The sequence below is a fragment of the Streptomyces sp. NPDC029014 genome (genome assembly GCF_055564695.1).
In genome coordinates, this window is record NZ_JBVHVT010000011.1 from 1 (window position 1) to 24554 (window position 24554).

Consider the following 24554-nt stretch of genomic DNA (forward strand, 5'->3'; position numbering starts at 1 on the left):
TTTGGGGTGTATTTAGGGGGGTGGGGGGGGGGGGGGGGGAAAAAAAGAAGCCCCACTCTTTCGCAAGGGGGGGCGGGGGCCAACCCGGAACCCGCCCCCCCCCCCCCCCCCACCGGTTCGCGCCATCTTCGGGCCGGACCCGGCCCGATTCCGGCCGAGCCCGGCCGGACCCGGCCGGCGGGACCTCAGCCCCGGCCCGGCCAGTACGTACGGGCCCACGCCCGCGGCCCCGGCTGCGGCAGCGTCCGCGCCGCCACCCGGCTCGGCGCCGCCCAGGCGTCGGCCACTCGCGGTGCGCCCGACGGTGCCGAGGCCAGCACCGCCGCGCGCGCTTGGACCACCGCCAGGGCGGCGGCCAGCTCCTCCGGCGTCGGATTCCCCTTGACGACCTTGATCACCACAGGACTTGACCTCCCGGACCTAGAGGGGGATGTTGCCGTGCTTCTTCGGCGGCAGGGACTCGCGCTTGGTGCGCAGCTGGCGCAGGCCCTTGACGACGTGCGCGCGGGTCTCCGAGGGCATCGTGACCGCGTCGACGTAGCCGCGCTCGGCGGCCGTGTACGGGTTGAGCAGCGTGTCCTCGTACTCGGCGATGAGCCGGGCGCGGACGGCCTCCACGTCCTCGCCGGCGGCCTCGGCCTCGGCGATGGTGCGGCGGTGCAGGATGTTGACCGCGCCCTGCGCGCCCATGACGGCGATCTGCGCGGTCGGCCAGGCCAGGTTGAGGTCGGCGCCGAGGTGCTTGGAGCCCATGACGTCGTAGGCGCCGCCGAAGGCCTTGCGGGTGATGACGGTGATCAGGGGGACGGTGGCCTCGGCGTAGGCGTAGATCAGCTTCGCGCCGCGCCGGATGATTCCGTTGTACTCCTGGTCGGTGCCCGGCAGGAAGCCCGGGACGTCGACGAAGGTCAGCACCGGGATGTTGAAGGCGTCGCAGGTCCGCACGAAGCGGGCGGCCTTCTCGGAGGCGTTGATGTCGAGGCAGCCGGCGAACTGCATCGGCTGGTTGGCGACGACGCCCACCGGGTGGCCCTCGACCCGGCCGAAGCCGGTGACGATGTTGGGGGCGAACAGCGACTGGGTCTCCAGGAACTCGCCGTCGTCGAGGACGTGCTCGATCACCGTGTGCATGTCGTACGGCTGGTTCGCGCTGTCCGGGATCAGCACGTCGAGCTCGCGGTCGGCGTCGGAGACCTCGGTGTCGGCCTCCTCCGGGAAGGCGGGCGGCTCGGAGAGGTTGTTCGACGGCAGGTACGACAGCAGGGACTTGACGTACTCGATGGCGTCCTTCTCGTCCCCGGCCATGTGGTGGGCCACGCCCGAGGTGGCGTTGTGGGTGCGGGCGCCGCCGAGCTCCTCGAAGCCGACGTCCTCGCCCGTGACCGTCTTGATGACGTCCGGGCCGGTGATGAACATGTGCGAGGTCTGGTCGACCATCACCGTGAAGTCGGTGATGGCGGGGGAGTAGACCGCACCGCCCGCGCACGGACCGACGACCAGCGAGATCTGCGGGATCACACCGGAGGCGTGGGTGTTGCGGCGGAAGATCTCGCCGTACATGCCGAGGGCCATGACGCCCTCCTGGATGCGGGCGCCGCCGGAGTCGTTGATGCCGACGACCGGGCAGCCGGTCTTCAGCGCGAAGTCCATCACCTTCATGATCTTCTGGCCGAAGACCTCGCCCAGGGAGCCGCCGAGCACGGTGAAGTCCTGGGAGAACACCGCCACCGGACGGCCGTCGACGGTGCCGTAGCCGGTGACGACGCCGTCGCCGTACGGGCGGTTCTTCTCCATGCCGAAGTCGGTGGAGCGGTGCCGGGCGAACTCGTCCAGCTCGACGAAAGAGCCCTCGTCCAGCAGCAGGGCGATCCGCTCGCGGGCCGTCAGCTTGCCCTTGGCGTGCTGCTTCTCCACGGCCCGGGCGGACCCGGCGTGCGAGGCCTCCTCGATACGGCGCTGCAGATCCGCGATCTTGCCCGCGGTGGTGTGGATGTCGATCGGCTCTGACGGTTGTGACATCGGGGTCGCGGCTCCCTGCGTGGTGTCAACTGCCTGGTCAATGAATGACTACTGCTGGCTACTGGTGCGTAGCGTATCGGCGGGCATGGCGCTCGGCAGTGCGGCGTTTGACACACCTACTGTGGGTTGCATGACGCCATCAGATGCTTCAGGAGGAGCCCCTTCCGGGCCCTCCGCGGGTCGCTGGTCCGACCTCGACCGGCCGCCCCTGAATGCCGCCGCGCTGCAGCGCGCCCTCGTCACCGGGCAAGGACTGTGGTCCTCCGTGGAAGTCGTCCCCACCACCGGCTCCACCAACACCGATCTCGCCGCCCGGGCCGGGCAGCTGCCCGAGGGGGCCGTGCTCGTCGCCGAGGAGCAGACCGCCGGGCGCGGGCGCCTCGACCGCAGCTGGGTCGCGCCCGCCCGGTCGGGGCTGTTCTTCTCCGTGCTGCTCAAGCCCGGCGAGGCCGTGCCGCAGGAGCGGTGGGGCTGGCTGACGCTGCTGGCCGGGGTGGCCACGTCGGCCGGGCTGGCCCGGGCCGCCGGGGTGGACACCGCACTCAAATGGCCCAACGACCTGCTGGTCACCGTGGAGGGCGAGGAGCGCAAGGCCGCCGGCATCCTCGCGGAGCGGGTCGCGGACGGGATCGTCATCGGCATCGGCCTCAACGTGTCGCTGACCGAGGACGAGCTGCCGGTCCCGCAGGCCGGCTCGCTGGCCCTGGCGAAGGCCGCCGTCACGGACCGCGAGCCGCTGCTGAAGGCCGTACTGCGGTCGCTGGAGGAGTGGTACGGGAACTGGCGCGCCACCGGCGGCGACCCCGCGGCCAGCGGTCTGCAGGAGGCGTACGCGGCGCAGTGCGCGACCCTCGGCCGGCACGTGCGGGCGGACCTGCCCGGCGGGCGGTCGCTCACCGGGACGGCCGAAGCGGTCGACGCGGAGGGGCGGCTCGTCGTCCGGACGGAGGACGGGACGCACGAGGCCGTCGGCGCCGGGGACGTGGTGCACCTCAGGTCCGCGCACTAGAGCGGGTCCGGGCCGGTCCGGCGGGTCCGGGCCGGCCACCCCGGCGGCCCCGGGCGGGCCGCGCGGGGCGTGCGCCCGGCGGGGTCCCGGACCGGCCCGTGACCCCGGCGGGCGCCGGAGGTAACGGGAGTGGGGAGTGAGCTACGGCACACCTGCCGTATGGTTTAGGCGATCCCGGTCCTTTCCGGTGATCACCCGGTTCGGCAGGGCAGTGCGCACGGAATGGACAGGAGGCGGCCCCTTGACCGTCGACGACTCTACGTCCGGCGCGTCCGCCCGCGGACCCGGGAACCCGGGCGGATCCGGGAACCCGGGCGGCCCGGGGAGCCCGGGCACGCCGATCGGGCGCGACCAGCACACCCCGCACCACGAGGTCGACCACACCGCCCAGCCGACGGCGGACCCGCTCGCCATCCGGCTGGAGCAGCTGATCCTGGGCGCCGAGCGCCGCTACACCCCGTTCCAGGCGGCCCGCAGCGCCGGCGTCTCGATGGAGCTCGCCTCCCGCTTCTGGCGGGCCATGGGCTTCGCGGACATCGGGCAGGCCAGGGCCCTGACCGAGGCCGACGTCCTCGCGCTGCGCCGGCTCGCCGGCCTGGTCGAGGCGGGGCTGCTGAGCGAGCCGATGGCGGTGCAGGTGGCCCGGTCCACCGGGCAGACCACCGCCCGACTGGCCGAATGGCAGATCGATTCCTTCCTGGAGGGGCTGACCGAGCCGCCGGAGCCGGGCATGACCCGTACGGAGGTCACGTACCCGCTGGTCGAGCTGCTCCTGCCGGAGCTGGAGGAGTTCCTCGTCTACGTGTGGCGGCGCCAACTGGCGGCGGCCACCGGCCGGGTCGTGCAGGCGGCCGACGACGAGGAGATGGTCGACCGGCGCCTCGCGGTGGGCTTCGCCGACCTGGTCGGCTTCACCCGGCTGACGCGCCGGCTGGAGGAGGAGCAGCTCGGCGAGCTGGTCGAGTCCTTCGAGACGAACGCCGCCGACCTGGTGGCCGCCCACGGCGGCCGACTGATCAAGACGCTCGGCGACGAGGTGCTGTACGCGGCGGACGACGCGGCGACGGCGGCCGAGATCGCGCTGCGGCTGATCGAGACGATGGAGTCGGACCCGCAGATGCCGGAGCTGCGCGTCGGCATCTCGTTCGGCACGGTCACGACCCGGATGGGCGACGTCTTCGGTACCACGGTGAACCTGGCCAGCCGGCTGACCTCGATAGCCCCGAAGGACGCGGTGCTGGTCGACGGGGCGATGGCCGAGGAGCTGGGCCGCACGGGTGCGGCGCCGGTCTCGGAGAAGGAGGCCGAGGCCGAGGAGGGCGGCGGCTCCTACCGCTTCGCGCTGCAGCCGATGTGGCAGCGGCCGGTGCGCGGGCTGGGGGTCGTGGAGCCCTGGTCGCTGACGCGGCGGAAGCCTAAGATCCCCGGGTAACGTTCGTTAACCGGGAGGGCCCTGTGTCGGTGGAGTCGGCGATGGAGTCGGAGTTCGTAGCGGTACGTCGGCACGGTGACGACGGGGTCGTGGAGCTGGTCCTCGACCGGCCGAAGGCGATGAACGCGGTGTCGACGGAGATGGCGCGGGCCATCGGGTCGGCCTGTGCGCAGCTGGCGGCGGACCCCTCGGTCCGGGTCGTCGTGCTCACCTCGACGGCGGAGCGGGCGTTCTGCGTCGGCGCGGACCTCAAGGAGCGCAACTCCTTCAGCGATGCGGAGCTGGTGCGCCAGCGGCCCACGACGCGGGGCGCGTACGGGGGCGTGCTGGAACTGCCGATGCCGACGATCGCGGCGGTGCACGGCTTCGCGCTGGGCGGCGGCTTCGAGCTGGCGCTGGCCTGCGACGTGATCGTGGCCGACGAGACGGCCGTGGTCGGCCTGCCCGAGGTGTCCGTGGGCGTGATCCCGGGCGGCGGGGGCACCCAGCTGCTGCCGCGGCGGGTGGGCGCGGCCCGGGCGGCGGAGCTGATCTTCACGGCCCGGCGGGTGGAGGCCGCGGAGGCGCTGTCGCTGGGCCTGGTCGACTCGGTGGTACCGGCGGGCCGGGACCGGGAGGAGGCCCTCGCCCTGGCCGCCCGGATGGCGGCGAACTCCCCGGTCGGCCTGCGGGCGGCCAAGCGGGCGCTGCGGCTGGGCCACGGGATGGACCTGGCGGCCGGCCTGGAGATCGAGGACGCGGCCTGGCGGACGGTGGCCTTCTCCGGCGACCGCGCGGAGGGCGTGGCGGCGTTCAACGAGAAGCGCCGCCCCAACTGGCCGGGCCGGTAGTCGCGCGGTTCCGGTACGGGAAGCCCGCCCCCGGCGGGCCCTCGCCGGGGCCCCGCCGGGCCCGGCCTGGTGGGGGCTGGACCGGCATGACCTACCAAATCGGATAAAACTCCCTAACCTGGGGTGATGGGACTCGATGCGCGGCTGCGGGCCGTCGTGGGCCTGGCGCAGGCCATGGCCGCCGCGGGGGCGCCGCGGGACAGCATGCGGGCCGCCGCGCGGGGGGCGCGCCTGGCGCTGGACGGGTCGTTCGCCGCGATCTCCGCCTGGGAGCGCGAGCGGGGCCGGCTGCGGGTCCTCGTCAACGAGGGCGAGCGCCGGCCGGGCGAGGCCGAGTTCCCCGAGGACGAGTCGTACCCCGTGCACGACTTCCCCGAGATCACCGAGTTCCTGCACGAGCGCTGGATCGGCGGCGGGGGCCCGCACGCGTGGGTCGAGAGCGCCGGCGGCGCCCGCCCGGGCCGCCGCGGCGAGACCCTGCGCCGGCGCGGCCGCGGCACCTGCGTGGTGGCGCCCGTCGTGCTGAGCGGCCGGGCGTGGGGCGAGCTGTACGTGGCCCGGGACGACGGGCTGCCCGACTTCGACGAGGACGACGCCGAGTTCGCGACCGTCCTCGCCGCCGTGATCGCGGCCGGCCTCGCGCAGAGCGACCGGCTGGAGGAGGCCCACCGGTTGGCCTTCACCGACCCGCTGACCGGGCTGGCCAACCGCCGCGCCGTCGACATGCGGCTCGACGAGGCCCTGGAGGAGCACCGGCGCGCCGGCGCCGTCGTCAGCCTGGTGGTGTGCGACCTGAACGGCCTCAAGCGGGTCAACGACACCCTCGGCCACGCCACGGGCGACCGGCTCCTGGAGCGCTTCGGGTCCGTGCTGAGCCTGTGCGGGGCCATGCTGCCCGGCGCGCTCGCCGCCCGGCTCGGCGGTGACGAGTTCTGCCTGGTCAGCGTCGGCCCCTCGGCCGACGAGGTGGTGCGGGTCACCGAGGAGCTGTGCCGTCGGGCCGACGGGCTGGAGCTGGGCGAGGGGGTGGCCTGCGGGGTCGCCTCCACCGGGGACCCGATCGGCGCCGTGAAGTCCTCCCGGCGGCTGTTCCGGCTGGCCGACGCCGCCCAGTACAAGGCCAAGGCCGCCCGCTCCGCCGGGCCCGTCGTTGCCGGGCGGGACACCGCCGTGGTGCAGCTGGCCGACGCGGCGCAGCAGGAGGCCCCGGGCGAGCGCCGCCGGTTCCGGGGGCGCGCGTGACCGGCGGGCGCGAGCGCCGGGTGCGGCCGCCGTGCGCGACCGCCGGGAGTGACCGTTACGCCGCTGTGGGTGGTGTAAGAGGTCCACGTGAACGTCACTAGTGACATGAAGCGATTCAGTCCGTAGGCTGCTGAATATGGATATGCACACTGTCGTGGTGGGGACGTCCGGGACCACCCCCGAGGACGTCATCGCCGTCGCCCGCGGCAACGCGCGGGTCCAGCTCTCCCCCGAGGCCCTGGACGCCCTCGCCCGCTCCCGCGAGATCGTCGACTCCCTCGCCGCCAAGCCCGAGCCCGTCTACGGCGTCTCGACCGGCTTCGGCGCCCTGGCCTCCCGTCACATCAGCCCCGAGCTGCGCGCCCAGCTCCAGCGCAACATCGTCCGCTCGCACGCCGCAGGCATGGGCCCGCGCGTCGAGCGGGAGGTCGTGCGCGCGCTGATGTTCCTGCGCCTGAAGACGGTCGCCTCCGGCCACACCGGCGTCCGCCCCTCCGTCGCGCAGACCATGGCCGACGTGCTCAACGCGGGCATCACGCCCGTGGTGCACGAGTACGGCTCCCTCGGCTGCTCCGGCGACCTCGCCCCGCTCTCGCACTGCGCGCTCACCCTGATGGGCGAGGGCGACGCCGAGGGCCCGGACGGCGTCGTCCGCCCGGCCGGCGAACTGCTCGCCGAGGCCGGCATCGAGCCCGTCGAGCTGCGCGAGAAGGAGGGCCTCGCCCTCCTCAACGGCACCGACGGCATGCTCGGCATGCTGATCATGGCCCTCGCCGACCTCCGCCGGCTCTACACCGCCGCCGACATCACCGCTGCCCTGACGCTGGAGGCCCTGCTCGGCACCGAGAAGGTCCTCGCGCCCGAGCTGCACGCCATCCGCCCGCACCCGGGCCAGGGCGACTCCGCCGCCAACATGGCCGCCGTCCTGAAGGGCTCCGGGCTCACCGGGCACTTCCAGGAGGAGTCCGCCCCGCGCGTGCAGGACGCGTACTCCGTGCGCTGCGCCCCGCAGGTCGCCGGCGCCGGCCGCGACACGATCGCCCACGCCGCCCTGGTCGCCTCCCGCGAGCTGGCCTCCGCCGTCGACAACCCGGTGGTCCTGCCCGACGGGCGCGTGGAGTCCAACGGCAACTTCCACGGCGCTCCCGTCGCGTACGTCCTGGACTTCCTCGCCATCGCGGCCGCCGACCTCGGCTCCATCGCCGAGCGGCGCACCGACCGGCTGCTCGACAAGAACCGCTCGCACGGCCTGCCGCCGTTCCTCGCCGACGACGCGGGCGTCGACTCCGGCCTGATGATCGCCCAGTACACGCAGGCCGCCCTGGTCAGCGAGATGAAGCGGCTGGCCGTGCCGTCCTCCGCGGACTCCATCCCCTCCTCCGCCATGCAGGAGGACCACGTCTCGATGGGCTGGTCGGGCGCGCGCAAGCTCCGCACCGCCGTCGACAACCTGACCCGCATCATCGCCATCGAGCTGTACGCGGCCACCCGCGCCATCGAGCTGCGCCACGGGCTCACCGCGGCCCCGGCCAGCCTCGCCGCCATCGCCGCCGCCCGCGCGGCCGGCGTCGAGGGCCCCGGGCCGGACCGCTTCCTGGCGCCCGACCTGGCCGCCGCCGACGCGTTCGTGCGCTCCGGCGGGCTGGTCGACGCGGTCGAGACGGTCACGGGCCCGCTCGCCTGAGCAGCCCGGACCCGTCCGGTCGGAGAGGTGTGGAACGGCCGGGGGCCGCTCCCGGGAGGTGTCCCGGCGGGCGGCCCCCGGCCGTTGTGGCGTGCCCTACAGGGTGCGGGAGCGCCGTACCGAGAAGGTGACGAAGCCCGCCCCGACACCCAGGAAGAGGGTGCCGGCCAGCAGGTACGGGGTGGTGTCGATCCCGCCGGTGTCGGCGAGGGCCAGGGTGGCGCCGGTATCGGCCGTGCCGGCCGTGCCGGCTGTGACGCTGTCGGCGGCGTCAGCGGTGCCGGCGGCGGCGTCGGAGGCCATCGTGACGGTGCCGGAGCCGCCGGTGTTCGCGGAGACGGGCAGGGCGGATACGGGGGCCGCGGGCTCGGGTGCGGTGGCGTTGGCGGACGGCACGAACCAGAGGGCGGCGAGGAGAGTGGTCGCACCCAGCGAGGTGAGCAGGGGCGGGCGTGCGGACACGGGGCGATCCCCCTTGCGGAAGCAGCGAATTGACCGTGTGCGGTGATGCTACGGAAAGGGGCGGGTCGTGGGAAAGTCGGGGCTCCGGCGGGCTTACTCTCCGACGTATGAACCCTACTGACTCAGCACGGTACGTACGACTTCGGGTGGATTTGGTGCTGGAGGTGCCGGACGCCGAAGCACTCACCGGAGCCGCGCTCGACCACATCACCGCCGACGAGTTCATGCCGGACGACGAGCGCGGCCACGCCGAGGCGGCGGTCCGGGAGGACGAATCGGAGGCCCTCGCCTACCTCGTCGACCCCACTGACCTGGTCGTGGACATCCCCGGAGTGGAGCTCGTACAGGCCTCCTGGAGCAGCGAGCCCGTCGAATACGACCCCGAGTCGTTGGAGTACGAGCTGGACGAGGAAGATGGGGGCTTCGACAGAGAGACCGACAACGCTTGACCGTGGGGTGGCCCACATCCAAACGGAATGTGGAACCGATCCGGGCCGTCAACGCGTTGACTGGTGCGTGGCAGGGGGCGTGTCCCCCTGCCCGGGGATGCCCCCGGGGGGTTCAGCAGCGATGGAGTGGCGTGTGAGGACGGACAGCAGGCGGCGGCGAAGGTCCATGGCGGCCATATCCGCGGTGCTCGGGGGCGTACTGATGCTCACGGCGTGCGGCGGCGGAGACGAGGACAAGGCGAAGGGCGGCGGCGACAGCGCCAAGTCCCAGTCCGACGTCGACGCCGCGGCGGCCAAGGACGCGTCGAAGGCCAAGATAACGATCACGCCGAAGGACGGGGCGACCAACGTCGGTCTGGACACGACCACGGTCGGCGTCGCCGACGGCACGCTCACCGCGGTCGAGCTCAAGACCTCCGAGGGCGCGGCCGTGGCCGGCAAGATAGCCGGCGACGGCAAGAGCTGGAAGCCGGACGCCCCGCTGAAGCGCTCCACGAAGTACGCGCTGTCGGCGACCGCCAAGGACGCGGGGGGCAAGGAGGCGCACGAGAACTCCTCCTTCACGACCGTCTCCCCGGAGAACAGCTTCATCGGCTCGTTCGTGCCGGAGGACGGGCAGACCGTCGGCGTGGGCATGCCCGTGTCGATCACCTTCAACAAGCCGATCAAGGACAAGAAGGCGGTCCAGGCGGCGATCAACGTCACCTCCAGCAGCGGTCAGGAGGTCGTCGGCCACTGGTTCAGCGAGCAGCGGCTCGACTTCCGCCCCGAGAACTACTGGCAGGCGAACTCCACCGTCACGATGAAGATGCAGCTGGACGGGGTGCAGGGCGCGCCCGGCGTCCAGGGCGTGCAGAACCGCACCGCCACCTTCAAGATCGGCCGGAGCCAGGTCTCCACGGTCGACGCGAAGACGAAGAAGATGACGGTCAACCGGGACGGCCAGGTCATCAAGACCATCCCGATCTCGGCGGGCGCCCCGGCGAACCCGACGTACAACGGCCAGATGGTGATCTCCGAGAAGTTCAAGGAGACCCGGATGAACGGCGCCACCGTCGGCTTCACCGACGCCGACGGCAAGGGCGAGTACGACATCAAGGACGTCCCGCACGCGATGCGTCTGTCGAACTCCGGGACCTTCCTCCACGGCAACTACTGGGGCGCCGACTCGATCTTCGGCAGCGCGAACACCAGCCACGGCTGTGTCGGCCTCAACGACGTCAAGGGCGCGGGCGACCCGAACCAGCCGGCCGCCTGGTTCTACGACAACTCCCTCATCGGCGACGTCGTGACGGTGGTCAACTCCCCGGACAAGACCATCAAGCCGGACAACGGCCTCAACGGCTGGAACATGAGCTGGGCGGACTGGAAGGCCGGATCGGCCGCCTGACCACCGCCGCCGTCCCGCCCGCCCGCCGGGCGGAGCGACCGGACCCGCGGATGGCGGGGCACCCCTCGGGGGCGCCCCGCCATCCGGCGTTTCCGGCGGCCGGAAACTCCCGCGCGGCGGCCGGGGGCGGCACCAGGGTCCGGCACATGACGAGCGACTCCGCGATCCGCGCCCTCACCCCGCCGCCGTCCGACGCCGAGACGGAGGCCTGGCGGTCGGTCCTCGCCGACGCCCGGGCCGCCGACCTGCCGCAGCTCCCGGCGCCCTCCCGGGTCGAGGTGGCCGGCCGGCTCCGGGTGCGGCCCGCGCGGGGGCGCGCCGCACTGTGGGCGGCCGGGGACGGCGTCGCCGGGCTCCTGCTGTTCAGCGACGAGGAGAACCGGCACACCGCGTTCCTCGACGTCCTGACGGTCCGTCCGCAGGCGCGCCGCAAGCGCCTCGGCACGGCCCTGTGGCAGCGGGTCCGCGAGGGACTCCGCGCCGAGGGCCGCACCTCCGTTTCCGCGCAGGTCGACCTCGGAGGCCCCGGCCAGGCCTTCGCCGAGTCGCTGGGCTTCACGTGCGTCCTGCCGATGGCCTGGTACGCCCAGGACGTCCCGGAGGCGCAGCGCGCCCTGCCCGTCCGGGAGGCCGCCGCCCCGCCCGGCTACGCGCTCGTGTGCTGGCCAGGCCCGGTCCCCGACGCGTGGGCCGCCGCGGCGGCCCGGGCCCACTGCGCGATGGACGACGCCCCGACGGGCGACGTCGACGAGCAGGTCCCCGCCTGGACCCCCGAGCGCCTGCACGCCTCCCAGCAGCTGATCCTCGACCGCGGGGGCGCGCTGACCACGGTCGCCGCCGTCACCCCGGACGGCGAGGTGGCCTCGTACACGGAGCTCGTCCTGCCCGACCCGGACGGCCCGCGCGCCGTCCAGTACGACACGGTGGTCTCGTCCCCGGACACCGCGGCCGCGGCCTCGGCCGCACCGTCAAGCTCCGCATGCTCGCCGAGGCGGCGGACCGCCACCCCGCGCCGCGGGCCGTCGACACGACCGTCGCGGACGAGAACACCCCGATGCGGGCGGTCAACGAGTCCCTCGGCTACCGCCGCTCACGCGGCACGGCGGTCTTCCAACTCACGCTGTAGCGGCGGCTGCGCCGCCTGCGGACGGCCGGCGGGCCACGAGGGAGTACAGGACGGGCAGGTGCGTCTGCCCGAACGGGAAGCGGTACCGGCCGTCCTGGCCCCGCGGCAGGATCCCCCGGCCGTCGGACTCGGCCTCGGTGTGCTCGCCGAGCCGCTCCACGACCAGCCCGGCGCCGGCGGCGGCCGTCACGATCTCCCCGAGGGCGTGCGGGTACTGCACGGAGTCCCGCGGCTCGGTGCGCAGCTGGGGATCCGCGTACGTCCCGGTCACCGGCTCCCGCTGCGGCTGCCCACCACCGTACGGCCAGTCGGCGACGAGCGGCTCGTAGCTGGCGAAGACCTGGAACAGCGGGTGCAGGTCGACGAGGACCAGCCGGCCGCCGGGGCGCAGCGCGGCGGCCGCGCCGCGCATCCAGGCGTCCAGGTCGCCGATCCAGCACAGCACCCCGTAGGTGGCGACGGCCAGGTCGAACCGGCCGCCGAGCGACGCGGGCAGCGCCTGCGCGTCCGCCTCGACGAACTCGGCCCGCTCCGCGAGCCCGGCCCGCACCGCCAGCCCGCGGGCCCGCTCCACGGCCACGGGGGAGAAGTCCACCCCGGTCACCCGGGCCCCGAGCCGCGCCCAGTTCAGGGTGTCCATGCCGAAGTGGCACTGCAGGTGCAGCAGGTCCAGCCCGCGCACGTCCCCCACGAGCTCCCGCTCCAGGCCCCACAGCGTCTGCAGACCGGCGAGGAACGCCTCGACGTCGTAGAACCGGTCCCCGGGCGTCGTCCCGTGCACCCGCGCCCGCTCGTCCCACACACCCCGGTTGACGGCCACGCCGTCCGCCCGCCCACGGTCATCCATGCCCGCAGTCTGCCGCCCGTCACCCGGCCCGGCGAGCGATTTCACCGCCGGGCGGCCAGGGCGGTGTGTGCGGAGTCGAGCAGCCTGCCGATCGAGGCGGCGGCCCTGCGGACCTCCTCGGCGGTGCCGGTCGCGGCGCACTCCTCCCACCGCCGGAGTTCCTCGGCGAGCCGCGGCTGCCGCTGGACGTGGAGGTACACGGCCCACTGGGCGGTGAAACGCCGCAGCGGCGCCGGGTCGGAGCCCCGTAGGGCCTGATCGGCGGCCTCGTCGAGTTCCCGCGTGAACGCGGGCAGCGCGTCGGGCCGGACCTGCGCGACGGCCCGGCGCAGTGCCGTCACGGTCGACGCCGGCTGCGGAAGGAGCGGCCGCCCGGCAGCGGACGCGGTCACGGAAGCACCCATGACCGACACCCTGGCGCCCCGACCCGGCCCGCCCCGACCGGATCCCGACCCCGCAGCCCGAAGGGATGAACCCGCATGCCGCGGAGGCGGGGCCGCATCAGTTGCCGGCGGTGGCCACGCCGATGGGGCAGGAGACGCCCGTGCCGCCTATGCCGCAGTAGCCCGCCGGGTTCTTGTCCAGGTACTGCTGGTGGTAGGCCTCGGCGGGCCAGAACGGGCGGCCTTCGGCCGGGAGGACCGCCGTGGTGATCGGGCCGTAGCCGGACGCGTCCAGGACCTTTTGGTAGGCGTCGCGTGAGGCCTCGGCCGCGGCCTGCTGGGCGGGGGAGTGGGTGTACGCCGCGGAGCGGTACTGGGTGCCCACGTCGTTGCCCTGGCGGAAGCCCTGGGTGGGGTCGTGGGACTCCCAGAACAGCTTCAGCAGGGTGGTGTAGGAGACGGCCGCCGGGTCGAAGACCACGCGGACGACCTCCGTGTGCCCGGTCATGCCGGAGCAGACCTCCTCGTACGTGGGGTTCTGCGTGTGGCCGCCCTGGTAGCCGACGAGGGTGGTCCACACGCCGGGGGTCTGCCAGAACTTCCGCTCCGCCCCCCAGAAGCAACCCAGCCCGAAGTCCGCGACCTCCAGGTGCTCCGGGTAGGGGCCGGCGAGGGGGGTGCCGAGGACGGTGTGCTGCGGGGGCAGGGCGAACAGGGGCTCGGAGCGGCCCTGAAGGGCCTGCTCGGCGGTGGGGAGCTCGGGCGTGCGGCGGTACGAGAACATGGATTCCCTCCTTGGTACCTCCCTCAACGGACGGGGGCGGGCCCGGATTCCCCACCCAGGGCCGAACGTCCCGGTGGAGGGTTTCCGGGCCCGCCCCCGTCGGCCGTCACTGCGCGTCCGTGGTCACGCGGACCGCCCAGTCGCGTGCGTACAGGTACCGCCGCTTCGGCTGCGCGTGGTACGACCACGGCACCGCGCCGACGTACCCGTCGATCCGGCGGAACTGCTCCACCGCCTCCGCGTCCCGGTCCTGCCAGAACAGCATCCAGGCCAGCATGTGCCGCAGCCGGACCGCCCGCCGGTCGCCGGGGTCGGCCGCCGCGAGGTCGGCGAGGGCGGCGTCGACCGCCGCGCGGACCTCGGGCTCCTTGTAGTAGTCCTCCGCCTGGAGCTCCTTGGTCCAGGCCTCGTTCTCGAAGTACGCGATCAGCGGCAGCAGCGACAGCAGCTCGCCCGGCTCGGCCCCGTCGGCCGCCTTCCGGGCGAAGCCGAGGGCCAGCTCGTGCGAGCCGCGCCACTTCTCGGCCCAGTACTGCAGGGCGCCGGTGTGCGCGCACAGCAGCTTGGGCGCGCGGGCCGTGATCTGCGCCCACAGCTCCTCGTACCGCTCGTGCGGGTAGCCCAGGCCCATCCCGATGGGCTGCTCCACCATGTACGGGACGGGGTCCGCGGGGTCGGCGAGCCGCTGGGCGGCGTGCGCGGTCCGTTCCGCCCTGAGGAGCAGCTCGCGGAAGAGCCGGAACTGTTCCTGCGTGGTGCGGGCCCCGGACTGGCTGCCGCGCACGTTCCACGCGACCATGACGGCGGTGTCCGCCTCGACGAGCGCCGCCGTCGGGTCGCCGGGCCGGGCCGCCTGCCAGGCCGCCAGCCAGGCGTCGTCCTCGGCGGCCGCCTCGGACAGGGCGCGGACCCGCTCCCAGCGTTCCTCCCAGTCCGTGCCGGCGGCGTCGATCCAGTCGGCGCCGGCCTGCCAGTCGCCGCCGCGGACGGCGGCCAGTGCGGCCGTCCGTTCCGGGGGCACGGGCTGCTCGTGCTCGGTGTCGAGGTCGGCCTCCGCGACGAAGCCGAGGGCGACGACGGCCGCGGCCTGCTCCGCCCTGGTCTGCTCCTCCAGGTCGGCGGTGTGGGCCTGGGTGGCTGCGATCTCGGCCTCCAGGGCGTCCGACCGGGCGTTCAGTTTCCGCGCCTTGCGCACGTAGTACACGGCGCGCAGCAGCTTGACGGCGCCCGCGAGCAGCAGGGCGCCGAGAACGGCGAGTGCGATGGTCACTTGGCGAGCACCAGCTTCCGCAGCGGTTCGGTGTCGCACCGGTCGGCGGCGGCCGCCTCCAGCGCGGACCGCAGCTGCTCCTCGAACTCCTCGGACGGGTAGCGCAGCGCGGCCGGGTCGGACCAGGACAGCTCCCAGCGGGCGGTGGCGCGCGCGGTGAGCTCGACGGTGGCGAGCTGGCCCAGGAGCCGGCGGACGACGGGGCGGGCGAACTCGCGGGCGGTGCGGCCGGTGGCCGCCGCGGCCTCCTCGGACTTGGGGAAGCGGTCGGCGACGCGCCAGCGCAGGTCCGGGTCGGCGTCGACGGCGTCGAGGACGGCCGCCAGGTCGGGGCCGCGGTCCGAGCCGTCGGCGGCGGTCGCGCCCTCCGCCGCGAAGGCCTCGCGGATGTCCTGGGCGCCCCGGTCCACGTACCGGGTCATGCTCTCGTGGACCAGGTCGGGCCAGTCGACCCGCTTCAGGGCGAGCGCCTGCGGGGTCAGCACGGCCTGCTCCAGCGCGGTCTGCGCGGCCTCGGGGGCCGAGAGCAGCTCCAGTGCGGGGCGGGCGTCGGCGTGGCTGCGGCCGTCGTCGGGCAGGGCCTCGATGCGGGCGACGCGTTCGGCGAGGGGCGGGTGGGAGTCGTACGGGTCGGCGGGCTCGGTGGGCAGCTCGCGGCGCATGTCGTCGAGTTCGTCGGAGCGGGCGTCGAGGAGGCTGCGCAGTCCGCCGAAGACCTGTCCGGGCCGGGGCAGCAGGTCGGCGCCGAGGCCGAGGGTGGCGTACGAGTCCATGTAGAACTCGTGGGCGGGGCCGAGGGCGTTGAACTCGCGCAGGGCGGAGGCGGCGGCGTCGCGGCCGGCGACCCGCACCGAGGCGAGGTCGGCGGCGAGTTCCTGGCGGCGGCCGGAGGAGCGGGTGGCGCGCAGGTAGAAGCGGCCGTACGCGGTGTAGATCTTCGCCATGGCGCGGTAGGTGGCGCCCTGGCCGCTGGTGTCGACGCCGTGGGCCTTCTTGCCCTTGGCGATTCGTTTCTGCGCCTTCTCCTCCTGCCGGGCCCGCTCCTTGGAGACCTTGGCGTCGGCGCGCTCGTGGAAGTGGGCGACGGTACGGGTGAGCTGGGCGCGCCCGCGGGCGATCAGCGGGGTGAGACGGGTGTCGAAGTTGGCGTAGTGGCCCATCTCGTGGGCGAGGACGGCGCGCAGCTGCATCTCGTCCAGGCCGGTCATCAGCGGCAGCCCGATGTACAGGCGGCGGGTGCCGGGGAGCAGGCCGAGCAGCCGCGAGTCCTCGCTGACGGCCGCGTTCACGTCGGCGATCAGGACGATCTCGTCGGGGGCGCGGGTGCCGACCTGTTCGGCGACCTCGCGGACGGCCTGCCACAGGACCGGCTCCTGCTCGGGGCCGACGGGCACGCCGGGGACGGGCTCGCCCTTGGGGGTGCGGAGCATGAACATGCCGCGCACGATCGGGACGGCGAGGACGCCGGTGACGGCGATCAGTTTGAGCAGCGCGAAACCGCGCAGCCCGGCCGTGTACGCGCCGAGGTCGACGCCGGCGAGCAGGGCCACCAGGACGAGGCCGAGCAGATAGAAGCCTGCGAGCAGGACGAGCGCGCGCAACGCGCGCAGTGAAGCGCCCATATGGGACAGATCCCCCCGGGGATGAAGACGGTGCGGTGGTGCCGGGCGCGGTGCACCGCCCGGGCGCTCTGTCGGGGCCGGGGTCGGGGCCGGGTAGGGCGCCCCGGCTGCCGCGGCGGTGCGCTGACGGTGCGGTGCGGTGCGTGCGGCACCTGCGGCCGCGCCGGGTCGGAGGCGGGCCGGTGGCGGAGCCGGGGTCGCCCGGACCCGCCGGCCGGCCCGACGGCCACGGGGGGATCATGCGGCCTCATGGTCACTTACGGCAACCTTATGGCCCGAAGGACGCTGCATACCGCGTCCTCCGTCGTGCGAGGTGCGTGACGCGTCAGCGGGGCAGGGTGGCCGGGGAGCCCCCGTTCGCCTCGTAGCCGGCGACGGCCAGCGCGCGGTACACCGCGTACTCGGCGGCCGGGTCCGACGAAGCCGACCAGGGCAGGGCGCCGACGCAGCCGTCCACGTGCCGCACCTGCTCCATGGCCTCCGCCCACCGCTCCATCGGGACCAGGAACGACAGCAGCATGTGCCGTACGTGCGCCAGCATCGGGTCGTCGGGCCGGGCCTGGTGCACCGCGTACAGCGCGCCCTCCACCGCCCGGGTCACCACCGCGCTCTGCCAGAACGGGGTCAGCACCAGGTCCGGCTTGTGCTCGTACACCGCGAACAGAGGCAGGGCCGCCAGCAGCGAACCCTGCGGGGCGCGGGCCGCCGCCGCGTGCGCGAAGGCGTCGGCCTTCTCCCGGGAGCCGTGCCACTTCTCGCACCAGTAGTGCAGGGCGGCCAGGTGGGCGCCCATGTGGTTCGGGGCCACGTCGATGACCTTCGCCCACAGGTCGTCGAACTCCGCCTCCGAGTAGCCCAGCGCCCGAGCGACCGCCAGCTCCGTGACGTACGGGACCGGGTCGCCGGGGGCGAGCAGCACCGCCTTGCGGCAGGCCTCCCGCGCCTCCTCCAGGATGATCCGGTGGTCCTCGGAGCCGACACCGCCCGAGTGCCGCCACGCCTGCTGCACCAGCAGCTCGGCGTGCACCTGCGCGCCGCCCGCGTCCTTCTCCGCCTGCAGCCGCCACGCCTTCAGCCAGGACGCGCCCACCCCGGGCTGCGCCACGAGCTCCAGGGCCGCGGCCCCGGCGAAGGCCTGGACGCGCTGCCAGCGCAGCTCCCCGTCCCGGGGGGTGCCGGCCAGCAGCTGGGAGGCGGCCCGCCACTGCCCGGTCCCCTGCACGACGGCGAGGGCGTCCATCAGGTCCTGGTCGGGCCCGGGGACCCGGATGTCGAGCTCCTCCTGGAGGGCGAAGCCGTAGTCCGCCGGGTCGGCGGCGTCGGGGCTGCCGGGCGGGACCAGGTGCAGGCCGGCGCGCCTGCGCCGTATGAGCGGACCGAGGGCGGCCAAGAGCAGGCCGACGGCGATCAGGAACCACAGAATCTCCATGCCCTCCAGCGAACCAGACCGACCCGCGCCGAGGCGAATGCGAACGCCGTGTTGCAGGACCCGTCCCGGGCACCGGCCACGGGGTGGCGCACAGCCGTACGGGCCTTAGGCTCTGCCCATGAGCGACGACAGCCACGAGCACCAGAGCTTCGAAACCCGCGCCATCCACGCGGGCAACACGGCGGACCCCCTGACCGGTGCGGTCGTGCCCCCGATCTACCAGGTCTCCACGTACAAGCAGGACGGCGTGGGCGGCCTGCGCGGCGGTTACGAGTACAGCCGCAGCGCCAACCCGACGCGCACCGCGCTGGAGGAGAACCTCGCGGCGCTGGAGGGCGGCACGCGCGGCCTGGCCTTCGCGTCCGGGCTCGCGGCCGAGGACTGCCTGCTGCGCACGCTGCTCGCCCCCGGCGACCACGTGGTCATCCCGAACGACGCCTATGGCGGAACCTTCCGCCTCTTCGCGAAGGTCGTCTCGCGCTGGGGCGTGGAGTGGTCGGTGGCCGACACCTCCGACCCGGAGTCCGTGCGCGCCGCCCTCACCCCGAAGACGAAGGCCATCTGGGTCGAGACGCCCTCCAACCCGCTGCTCGGCATCACCGACATCGCCGTGGTCGCGGAGATCGCGCGCTCGGCCGGCGCCAAGCTGGTCGTGGACAACACCTTCGCCTCGCCCTACCTGCAGCAGCCCCTCGCGCTCGGCGCGGACGTCGTCGTGCACTCGCTGACGAAGTACATGGGCGGCCACTCCGACGTCGTCGGCGGCGCCCTGGTCACCGCCGACGCCGCCCTGGGCGAGGAACTGGCCTACCACCAGAACGCGATGGGCGCCGTCGCCGGCCCCTTCGACTCCTGGATCGTGCTGCGCGGCATCAAGACCCTGGCGGTGCGCATGGACCGGCACGCGGAGAACGCGACGAAGGTCGCCGAGATGCTGACCCGCCACCCCAAGGTGCACAAGGTCCTCTACCCGGGTCTGGCCGAGCACCCGGGCCACGAGATCGCCGCCAAGCAGATGCGCAACTTCGGCGGCATGATCTCCTTCCAGGTCGACGGCGGCGAGGAAGCGGCCGTCGAGGTCTGCAACCGGGCCAAGCTGTTCACCCTCGGCGAGTCCCTCGGCGGCGTCGAGTCCCTCATCGAACACCCGGGCCGGATGACCCACGCCTCGGTGGCCGGCTCGGCCCTGGAGGTCCCCGGGGACCTGGTCCGCCTCTCCGTCGGCATCGAGAACGTCGACGACCTGATCGCGGACCTCACCCAGGCCCTCGGCTGACGGACCGACGACACCGCCGGGCGGTGGCTACCAGCCCTCCAGGGGCGGGGAGACATCGCTCGGCGGGACCTCCCACGGGTGGGTCAGCGAGGCCCACACCGCGAAGGCCACCGCCGCCGCCAGCAGCAGCGTCCAGCCGACCCGGCGCAGGATGCGCCGACGGCGCAGCAGCCGGTCCCCGCGGGCCGCGGCGGCGGCCGCCAGCCCGGCCGGCACCACCGGGTACGGCCCCTCCATCAGCCGCCTGACCTGGGCCTCCTTGCGGTCGGGGACGCTCATGCGGCCTCCCCGCGGCGGGCCCGTAGCGCGGCCACCGCCCGCCCGGACAGCACCCGCACCCGCTCGACCGGCAGCCCCAGCTGCGCGGCCGCGACCTCGTGCGCCACCCCCTCGTACACGCACAGCACGAGCACGAGCCGTTCCAGCGGAGGAAGCGGGGCGAGGACGCCCCGGCCGCCGTGGTGGCGTCGCACGGTGCGGGCGAAGGCGGCGCACAGCTCCTGGCGGGTGTGGTCGTAGGGGTCGTCGCCGCGCAACCGCTCCCAGTCGGCGTACGTACGGGCCAGCGCACCGGCGAGCAGGCGGCGGGCGGCCGGGCAGTCGGCGCCGGACGCGGCGCCGGACGCGGCACCGGCCTCGGCCGTCAGCAGGACCGCGACGTGCAGGAGCCGCCCCGCCGCGCCCGCGACGAAGGCCTCGAACTCGGCGTAGGGCCCCGCTCGGTGGTCCACACGGCATATGGTGCGGGCAGGGGCACCGCCCCGGTCAAGGGGTCGGACACGGGCTGCCTCAGGAGGCGGGTCCGGCCTCCGACACGGTGCCCATCAGCTCCGACAGCGAGCTGTTGAAGCGGGTCAGCAGTCCGGTGAACGCCTCCCGCTCCTCCTCGCTCCAGTCGTCCGTGACCCGGGCCATCAGCTCGCGCCGGGACACCCGGACCTCCTCCAGCCGGGCCAGCCCGCGCGGCGACAGGGCGAGGACCACCGCCCGTCCGTCCTCGGGGTGGGAGGTGCGCTTGACCAGCCCGGTGTCGACCAGCGGGGCGACCTGCCGGGTGACGGTGGAGGAGTCGATGCCCATGCCGCAGGCGAGGGCCTTCACGCCCATCGGGCCTTCCAGGTCGAGCCGGTTCAGCAGCAGGTACGCGGCGCGGTCCATCGAGTTGCGGGCCTGGCCGACCCCGCCCAGGCGGGTCTGCTCGGCGCGGCGTGCGAAGACGGCCACCTGGTGCTGGAGCGAGTCCAGGAGACCGGCTTCGGCGCGTGTTTCAGCCGCCGCGGGCAGGTCGGAATTGGCCGGGTTGGAAGGCATGGCCGTGAGCTCTCTTCGCGTGGGGCCGACAAGGATGGGGGACAGAGTACGCGGCCACGCGGCGGCTCGTACGCCGCGTGGGAGAACTGGTACGACTGGTACGAGCCCGGTACGGATCCGGCGGGAATCCGCTACGGGCCGCCCCCCGGAGCCCGTCCCGCATGGCCGGATTTCGCCCCTTCCGCACGGGTCCGCCCGGTCCGCCGGTACACGCCCGTGACCGGTGGGGGCTGCGAGACTGGCGACATGAACCACCTCGTGCTGCAGCCCGTTCCGCCCGTCATCCTCGACGACGTCCGCGGCGCACAGAAGATGCTCTCGGGCGTCGCCCGGGTCACCCCGATGGAAGGCAGCCGGCACCTCTCCGCCCTCACCGGCGCCCCCGTCCACTTCAAGTGCGAGAACCTCCAGCGCACCGGCTCCTTCAAGCTGCGCGGGGCGTACGTGCGCATCGCCGGCCTGCGGCCCGAGCAGCGCGCGGCCGGCGTCGTCGCCGCCAGCGCCGGCAACCACGCACAGGGCGTGGCCCTCGCCTCCTCGCTGCTCGGCGTGCACGCGACCGTGTTCATGCCGGTCGGGGCGCCGCTGCCGAAGGTCGCCGCGACCCGGGAGTACGGCGCCGACGTACGACTGGAGGGCCACGTCGTCGACGAGACGCTGGCCGCGGCCGAGGAGTACGCGGACCGCACCGGCGCGGTGTTCATCCACCCCTTCGACCACCGCGACATCGTCGCCGGCCAGGGCACCGTGGGCCTGGAGGTCCTGGAGCAGTGCCCCGAGGTGCGCACGATCCTCGTCGGGATCGGCGGCGGCGGCCTCGCGGCGGGCATCGCCGTCGCGGTGAAGGCGCTCCGGCCGGACGTGCGGGTGATCGGCGTGCAGGCGGCGGGCGCGGCCGCGTACCCGGTCTCGCTCCGGGCCGGCCACCCCGTCTCGATCGACAACCCGAGCACCATGGCCGACGGCATCAAGGTCGGCCGCCCCGGCGACGTCCCGTTCCGGATCATCGGCGAACTGCTCGACGACGTCCGCACGGTCTCGGAGGACGAGCTCTCCAGCGCCCTGCTGCTCTGCCTGGAACGGGCCAAGCTGGTCGTCGAGCCGGCCGGCTGCGCCCCGGTGGCCGCACTGCTGAGCGAACCCGAGCTGTACGGGGCCGGCCCGGTGGTCGCCGTCCTGTCCGGCGGGAACGTCGACCCGCTGCTGCTCCAGCGGATCCTGCGGCACGGCATGGCGGCGGCGGGCCGCTACCTGTCGCTGCGGCTGCGGGTGGCGGACCGGCCGGGGGCGCTGGCCGGGCTGCTGGCGGTGCTGTCGGTGGTGGACGCGAACGTGCTCGACGTCAGCCACGTGCGCACCGACCCGCGGCTGGGGCTGACGGAGGTCGAGGTCGAGCTGCACCTGGAGACGAAGGGCCCGGAGCACTGCACGGAGGTCGCGCGCTCGCTGCACGCCGCCGGTTACGCGGTCATCGGCTGAAACGCGGAGCCCCCTCGGACCGGTCCGAGGGGGCTCCGCGAGGTGCGTCTTCTTCTTCCGACCGTCTTCTTCCGACCGTCTTGCGGGGGGATCAGCCGGTGAAGGGCTTGACGTCGAGAATCCGCACCGAGGCCTTCTTGCCGTTCGGCAGCTCGTACTCGGCGTCCTCGCCGACCTTCTTGCCCAGCACGCCCGAGCCCAGCGGGGACTGCGGGGAGTACGTCTCGAAGTCGCCCGAGGCGTACTCGCGGGAGGCGAGCAGGAAGGACATCGTGTCGTCCTCGTCGCCGTCGAAGGCGATCGTGACGACGGTGCCCGGAGCGACCTCGCCCTCGGCCGCCGGAGCCGTACCGACCTTGGCGTTCTCCAGCAGCTGCGTCAGCTGGCGGACGCGGAGCTCCTGCTTGCCCTGCTCCTCCTTGGCCGCGTGGTAACCGCCGTTCTCGCGCAGGTCGCCCTCCTCGCGGGCCGCTGCGATCTTGATGGCGATCTCCGTGCGTGCGGGACCAGAGAGGTAGTCCAGCTCGGCCTTCAGCTGGTCGTACGCCGCCTGGGTCAGCCAGGTGACGCTCTCGCTCGTCTGGGTCACGGGTGCTCCTCGTCGGTACAGGGGACTACTTGTCCGCCGGTGGCGGGCGAAACCACGAGCCTAACAATTCGGGAAGAAAAGGGGGAGGACACCATGTGTATGAAGTGTGCCATCGGGCCCCTGAGCAGCAACGGGACCAAAGTGCCGCCCGGACCGCGCCCGGCGTGCCACCGTCGTTCCACCCCGGCGTGCTGCGTGCCCGCCGGGTGGAAGGTCAGCCCGCGGACCCCGCCGCCTGGCAGCCGACCAGTTCGATCGTAGTGGCGCGGCCCGTGGTCTTCACCGTGACGAGCTCGTCGATGCGCGACTGCTTCTGGTCGAAGGTAAAGTCCGCGCGGCCCACCTCGCCGTGCCCCTCGTCCTGGGAGATCAGGGTGCACACCCCGGTCACCGAGGCCTCCTTGCGCACCTCCAGGTGCACCTTCACCTCGGAGTCCGACACCACCTGGAACTTGATCACCTCGGCGCTGACGTCCTTGCCCGCGACGTAGTCCCAGCCGATCCAGCCGATGAGAGCCAGCAGGCCGGCGCCGAGCACCGAGCCGACGATCCTGAGCGTGCGGTCCGCGCGCTCGTCGGCCGACCGGCCGTAGCGGCCCTCGGGCAGGCCTTCGCGCACCGTGCTCATGATCGTTCCTTCCGAGAGTGCTGGGTTCCACTTGGCTCCGGGCTCGCCCCCGGAATTTTTCCGCCCCCCGATTCGGTCACTATAGGAGCCGTCCGCCTGACGAATCACAGAGGATCCTGTCTTGACCGAGCAGCTGCGATTGATGGCCGTCCACGCCCACCCCGACGACGAGTCGAGCAAGGGCGCGGCCACCATGGCCAAGTACGTGTCCGAGGGGGTGCCCGTGCTGGTGGTCACCTGCACCGGCGGCGAGCGAGGCTCGATCCTGAACCCCAAGCTCCAGGGTGACAAGTACATCGAGGAGAACATCCACGAAGTCCGCGCCAAGGAGATGGAGGAAGCCCGCCAGATCCTCGGCGTCGAGCAGGAATGGCTCGGCTACGTCGACTCCGGCCTGCCCGAGGGCGATCCGCTGCCCCCGCTGCCCGAGGGCTGCTTCGCCCTGGAGGACGTGGACGAGGCGGCCGGCCGCCTGGTGCAGAAGATCCGCGCCTTCCGGCCGCAGGTCATCACCACGTACGACGAGAACGGCGGCTACCCGCACCCCGACCACATCATGACCCACAAGATCACGATGGTGGCCTTCGACGGGGCGAACGACGCCGAGAAGTACCCCGAGGCCGAGTTCGGCCCCGTCCACCAGCCGCAGAAGCTCTACTACAACCAGGGCTTCAACAAGCCGCGCACCATCGCACTCCACGAGGCGCTGCTCTCCCGCGGCATGGAGTCCCCCTACGGGGAGTGGCTGGAGCGGTGGAAGGAGTTCGAACGCAAGGAGCGGACGCTGACCACGCACGTCCCCTGCGCCGACTACTTCGAGATCCGCGACAAGGCGCTCATCGCGCACGCCACGCAGATCGACCCCGACGGCGGCTGGTTCCGCGTCCCCATGGAGATCCAGAAGGAGGTCTGGCCCACGGAGGAGTACGAGCTCGCCAAGTCGCTCGTCGACACCTCCCTCCCCGAGTCCGACCTCTTCGCGGGCATCCGGGAGAATGCGTAGCCATGAGCGCTACACAGGCTGCACTGATCCAGCTCGTTCCGCTGGCCGGCGACACCTTCGACAAGAACAAGGTGACGCCCGGAGTCCTGGGCTTCCTCGTCTTCGCGGCCCTCGCCCTTGGGGTGTGGGGGCTGATGAAGTCGATGAACCGGCACATGGGGCGGGTGGACTTCGAGGAGGCGCCGGAGCCGGCCCCCACCCCGAAGCCGACGCCTTCGGCCTAGCCGCCGCGACTCCCGGCCCGGCCTGCCGCCCCCGGCCCGTCTGACGACCCCGGCCCCGCCCGGCCC

26 protein-coding genes and 1 pseudogene are annotated in these 24554 nt (G+C 73.5%); 13 read left to right on the forward strand and 14 right to left on the reverse strand.

Going from position 1 to position 24554, the window contains the following annotated elements; genetic code table 11:
* Window positions 1-185 precede the first annotated feature (185 nt).
* A complete protein-coding gene (locus ACZ4VL_RS08160) occupies window positions 186-401 on the reverse strand; it encodes an acyl-CoA carboxylase epsilon subunit (protein WP_361093380.1) in 216 nt (71 codons plus the stop codon).
* A 19-nt stretch (window positions 402-420) separates the two neighbouring features.
* A complete protein-coding gene (locus tag ACZ4VL_RS08165) occupies window positions 421-2019 on the reverse strand; it encodes an acyl-CoA carboxylase subunit beta (RefSeq protein ID WP_361093377.1) in 1599 nt (532 codons plus the stop codon).
* A 130-nt stretch (window positions 2020-2149) separates the two neighbouring features.
* Here ACZ4VL_RS08165 and ACZ4VL_RS08170 point away from each other — a divergent pair, with 130 nt between their 5' ends.
* The 5 genes from ACZ4VL_RS08170 (at window position 2150) to hutH (ending at window position 8216) form a co-directional block, all read left to right on the forward strand.
* The gene (locus ACZ4VL_RS08170) at window positions 2150-3028 is read left to right on the forward strand and encodes a biotin--[acetyl-CoA-carboxylase] ligase (RefSeq protein ID WP_468197185.1); all 879 of its coding nucleotides are present in this window, start codon (window positions 2150-2152) and stop codon (window positions 3026-3028) included.
* 241 nt (window positions 3029-3269) lie between these two features.
* Entirely contained in the window at window positions 3270-4460 is a 1191-nt protein-coding gene (locus tag ACZ4VL_RS08175) for an adenylate/guanylate cyclase domain-containing protein (protein WP_468197187.1), read from the forward strand.
* A 41-nt stretch (window positions 4461-4501) separates the two neighbouring features.
* Window positions 4502-5290: an enoyl-CoA hydratase/isomerase family protein gene (locus ACZ4VL_RS08180; RefSeq protein WP_468197189.1), complete on the forward strand. Its 789-nt coding sequence runs from the start codon at window positions 4502-4504 to the stop codon at window positions 5288-5290.
* Window positions 5291-5416: 126 nt separating this feature from the next.
* Window positions 5417-6532, forward strand: a complete 1116-nt coding sequence (locus ACZ4VL_RS08185) for a GGDEF domain-containing protein (protein ID WP_468197192.1) — start codon at window positions 5417-5419, stop codon at window positions 6530-6532.
* Window positions 6533-6674: 142 nt separating this feature from the next.
* Window positions 6675-8216 carry a histidine ammonia-lyase gene (gene hutH, locus ACZ4VL_RS08190; RefSeq protein WP_468197427.1) on the forward strand — a complete coding sequence of 514 codons (1542 nt, stop codon included), beginning with the start codon at window positions 6675-6677 and terminating at the stop codon, window positions 8214-8216.
* A gap of 96 nt (window positions 8217-8312) precedes the next feature.
* Here the strand turns inward: hutH and ACZ4VL_RS08195 are convergent, their stop codons facing one another.
* On the reverse strand, window positions 8313-8678 hold the full coding sequence (locus ACZ4VL_RS08195; RefSeq protein ID WP_468197195.1) for an LPXTG cell wall anchor domain-containing protein: 366 nt from the start codon (window positions 8676-8678) through the stop codon (window positions 8313-8315).
* A gap of 107 nt (window positions 8679-8785) precedes the next feature.
* Here ACZ4VL_RS08195 and ACZ4VL_RS08200 point away from each other — a divergent pair, with 107 nt between their 5' ends.
* From ACZ4VL_RS08200 to ACZ4VL_RS08215, 4 genes and pseudogenes are all read left to right on the forward strand, one after another.
* Window positions 8786-9127, forward strand: a complete 342-nt coding sequence (locus ACZ4VL_RS08200) for a hypothetical protein (RefSeq protein ID WP_468197197.1) — start codon at window positions 8786-8788, stop codon at window positions 9125-9127.
* A gap of 121 nt (window positions 9128-9248) precedes the next feature.
* Window positions 9249-10517 carry a L,D-transpeptidase gene (locus tag ACZ4VL_RS08205; protein WP_361093356.1) on the forward strand — a complete coding sequence of 423 codons (1269 nt, stop codon included), beginning with the start codon at window positions 9249-9251 and terminating at the stop codon, window positions 10515-10517.
* Between the two features lie 146 nt (window positions 10518-10663).
* A pseudogene (locus tag ACZ4VL_RS08210) lies at window positions 10664-11062 on the forward strand (GNAT family N-acetyltransferase); the annotation flags it as partial.
* 434 nt (window positions 11063-11496) lie between these two features.
* Window positions 11497-11643: a hypothetical protein gene (locus ACZ4VL_RS08215; RefSeq protein WP_468197200.1), complete on the forward strand. Its 147-nt coding sequence runs from the start codon at window positions 11497-11499 to the stop codon at window positions 11641-11643.
* Here the strand turns inward: ACZ4VL_RS08215 and ACZ4VL_RS08220 are convergent.
* The 6 genes from ACZ4VL_RS08220 to ACZ4VL_RS08245 form a co-directional block, all read right to left on the reverse strand.
* Window positions 11633-12490 (reverse strand): class I SAM-dependent methyltransferase, encoded by an 858-nt coding sequence (locus ACZ4VL_RS08220; protein WP_468197202.1) that lies wholly within the window; start codon window positions 12488-12490, stop codon window positions 11633-11635. The genes ACZ4VL_RS08215 and ACZ4VL_RS08220 overlap by 11 nt on opposite strands.
* 41 nt (window positions 12491-12531) lie before the next feature.
* The gene (locus ACZ4VL_RS08225) at window positions 12532-12882 is read right to left on the reverse strand and encodes a hypothetical protein (protein ID WP_468197429.1); all 351 of its coding nucleotides are present in this window, start codon (window positions 12880-12882) and stop codon (window positions 12532-12534) included.
* Between the two features lie 109 nt (window positions 12883-12991).
* Complete coding sequence (gene msrA, locus ACZ4VL_RS08230; RefSeq protein WP_468197205.1) at window positions 12992-13657, reverse strand: peptide-methionine (S)-S-oxide reductase MsrA; 666 nt, start codon at window positions 13655-13657, stop codon at window positions 12992-12994.
* 106 nt (window positions 13658-13763) lie between these two features.
* A complete protein-coding gene (locus ACZ4VL_RS08235) occupies window positions 13764-14927 on the reverse strand; it encodes a hypothetical protein (RefSeq protein WP_468197207.1) in 1164 nt (387 codons plus the stop codon).
* Complete coding sequence (locus tag ACZ4VL_RS08240; protein ID WP_468197210.1) at window positions 14924-16549, reverse strand: M48 family metallopeptidase; 1626 nt, start codon at window positions 16547-16549, stop codon at window positions 14924-14926. The genes ACZ4VL_RS08235 and ACZ4VL_RS08240 overlap by 4 nt, the downstream gene beginning before the upstream one ends.
* 325 nt (window positions 16550-16874) lie before the next feature.
* Window positions 16875-17978 carry a hypothetical protein gene (locus tag ACZ4VL_RS08245; protein WP_361093338.1) on the reverse strand — a complete coding sequence of 368 codons (1104 nt, stop codon included), beginning with the start codon at window positions 17976-17978 and terminating at the stop codon, window positions 16875-16877.
* 118 nt (window positions 17979-18096) lie between these two features.
* Between ACZ4VL_RS08245 and ACZ4VL_RS08250 the strand changes: the two genes are divergently transcribed.
* Window positions 18097-19254 (forward strand): cystathionine gamma-synthase, encoded by a 1158-nt coding sequence (locus ACZ4VL_RS08250; protein WP_468197213.1) that lies wholly within the window; start codon window positions 18097-18099, stop codon window positions 19252-19254.
* Window positions 19255-19281: 27 nt separating this feature from the next.
* On the opposite strand, the gene ACZ4VL_RS08255 is transcribed toward ACZ4VL_RS08250, so the two are convergent.
* From ACZ4VL_RS08255 to ACZ4VL_RS08265, 3 genes are read right to left on the reverse strand one after another with little or no spacing between them, the layout of a single operon-like run.
* A complete protein-coding gene (locus ACZ4VL_RS08255) occupies window positions 19282-19533 on the reverse strand; it encodes a hypothetical protein (protein ID WP_468197216.1) in 252 nt (83 codons plus the stop codon).
* On the reverse strand, window positions 19530-19985 hold the full coding sequence (locus ACZ4VL_RS08260; RefSeq protein WP_468197218.1) for a sigma factor-like helix-turn-helix DNA-binding protein: 456 nt from the start codon (window positions 19983-19985) through the stop codon (window positions 19530-19532). Before ACZ4VL_RS08260 ends, ACZ4VL_RS08255 begins: the two co-directional genes overlap by 4 nt.
* A 58-nt stretch (window positions 19986-20043) precedes the next feature.
* Window positions 20044-20565: a MarR family winged helix-turn-helix transcriptional regulator gene (locus ACZ4VL_RS08265; protein ID WP_361093326.1), complete on the reverse strand. Its 522-nt coding sequence runs from the start codon at window positions 20563-20565 to the stop codon at window positions 20044-20046.
* Between the two features lie 246 nt (window positions 20566-20811).
* Between ACZ4VL_RS08265 and ilvA the strand changes: the two genes are divergently transcribed.
* The gene (ilvA, locus tag ACZ4VL_RS08270) at window positions 20812-22044 is read left to right on the forward strand and encodes a threonine ammonia-lyase (RefSeq protein WP_468197221.1); all 1233 of its coding nucleotides are present in this window, start codon (window positions 20812-20814) and stop codon (window positions 22042-22044) included.
* 91 nt (window positions 22045-22135) lie between these two features.
* Here the strand turns inward: ilvA and greA are convergent, their stop codons facing one another.
* Both greA and ACZ4VL_RS08280 read right to left on the reverse strand, forming a co-directional pair.
* Complete coding sequence (greA, locus tag ACZ4VL_RS08275; RefSeq protein WP_468197223.1) at window positions 22136-22633, reverse strand: transcription elongation factor GreA; 498 nt, start codon at window positions 22631-22633, stop codon at window positions 22136-22138.
* Between the two features lie 214 nt (window positions 22634-22847).
* Window positions 22848-23261, reverse strand: coding sequence for a DUF4307 domain-containing protein (locus ACZ4VL_RS08280; protein ID WP_468197225.1), 414 nt, complete (start codon window positions 23259-23261; stop codon window positions 22848-22850).
* Window positions 23262-23382: 121 nt separating this feature from the next.
* On the opposite strand from ACZ4VL_RS08280, the gene mca reads away from it, so the two are divergent.
* Window positions 23383-24264: a mycothiol conjugate amidase Mca gene (mca, locus tag ACZ4VL_RS08285; RefSeq protein WP_468197228.1), complete on the forward strand. Its 882-nt coding sequence runs from the start codon at window positions 23383-23385 to the stop codon at window positions 24262-24264.
* A 2-nt stretch (window positions 24265-24266) separates the two neighbouring features.
* On the forward strand, window positions 24267-24488 hold the full coding sequence (locus ACZ4VL_RS08290; protein WP_361093312.1) for a hypothetical protein: 222 nt from the start codon (window positions 24267-24269) through the stop codon (window positions 24486-24488).
* Window positions 24489-24554: the final 66 nt, after the last annotated feature.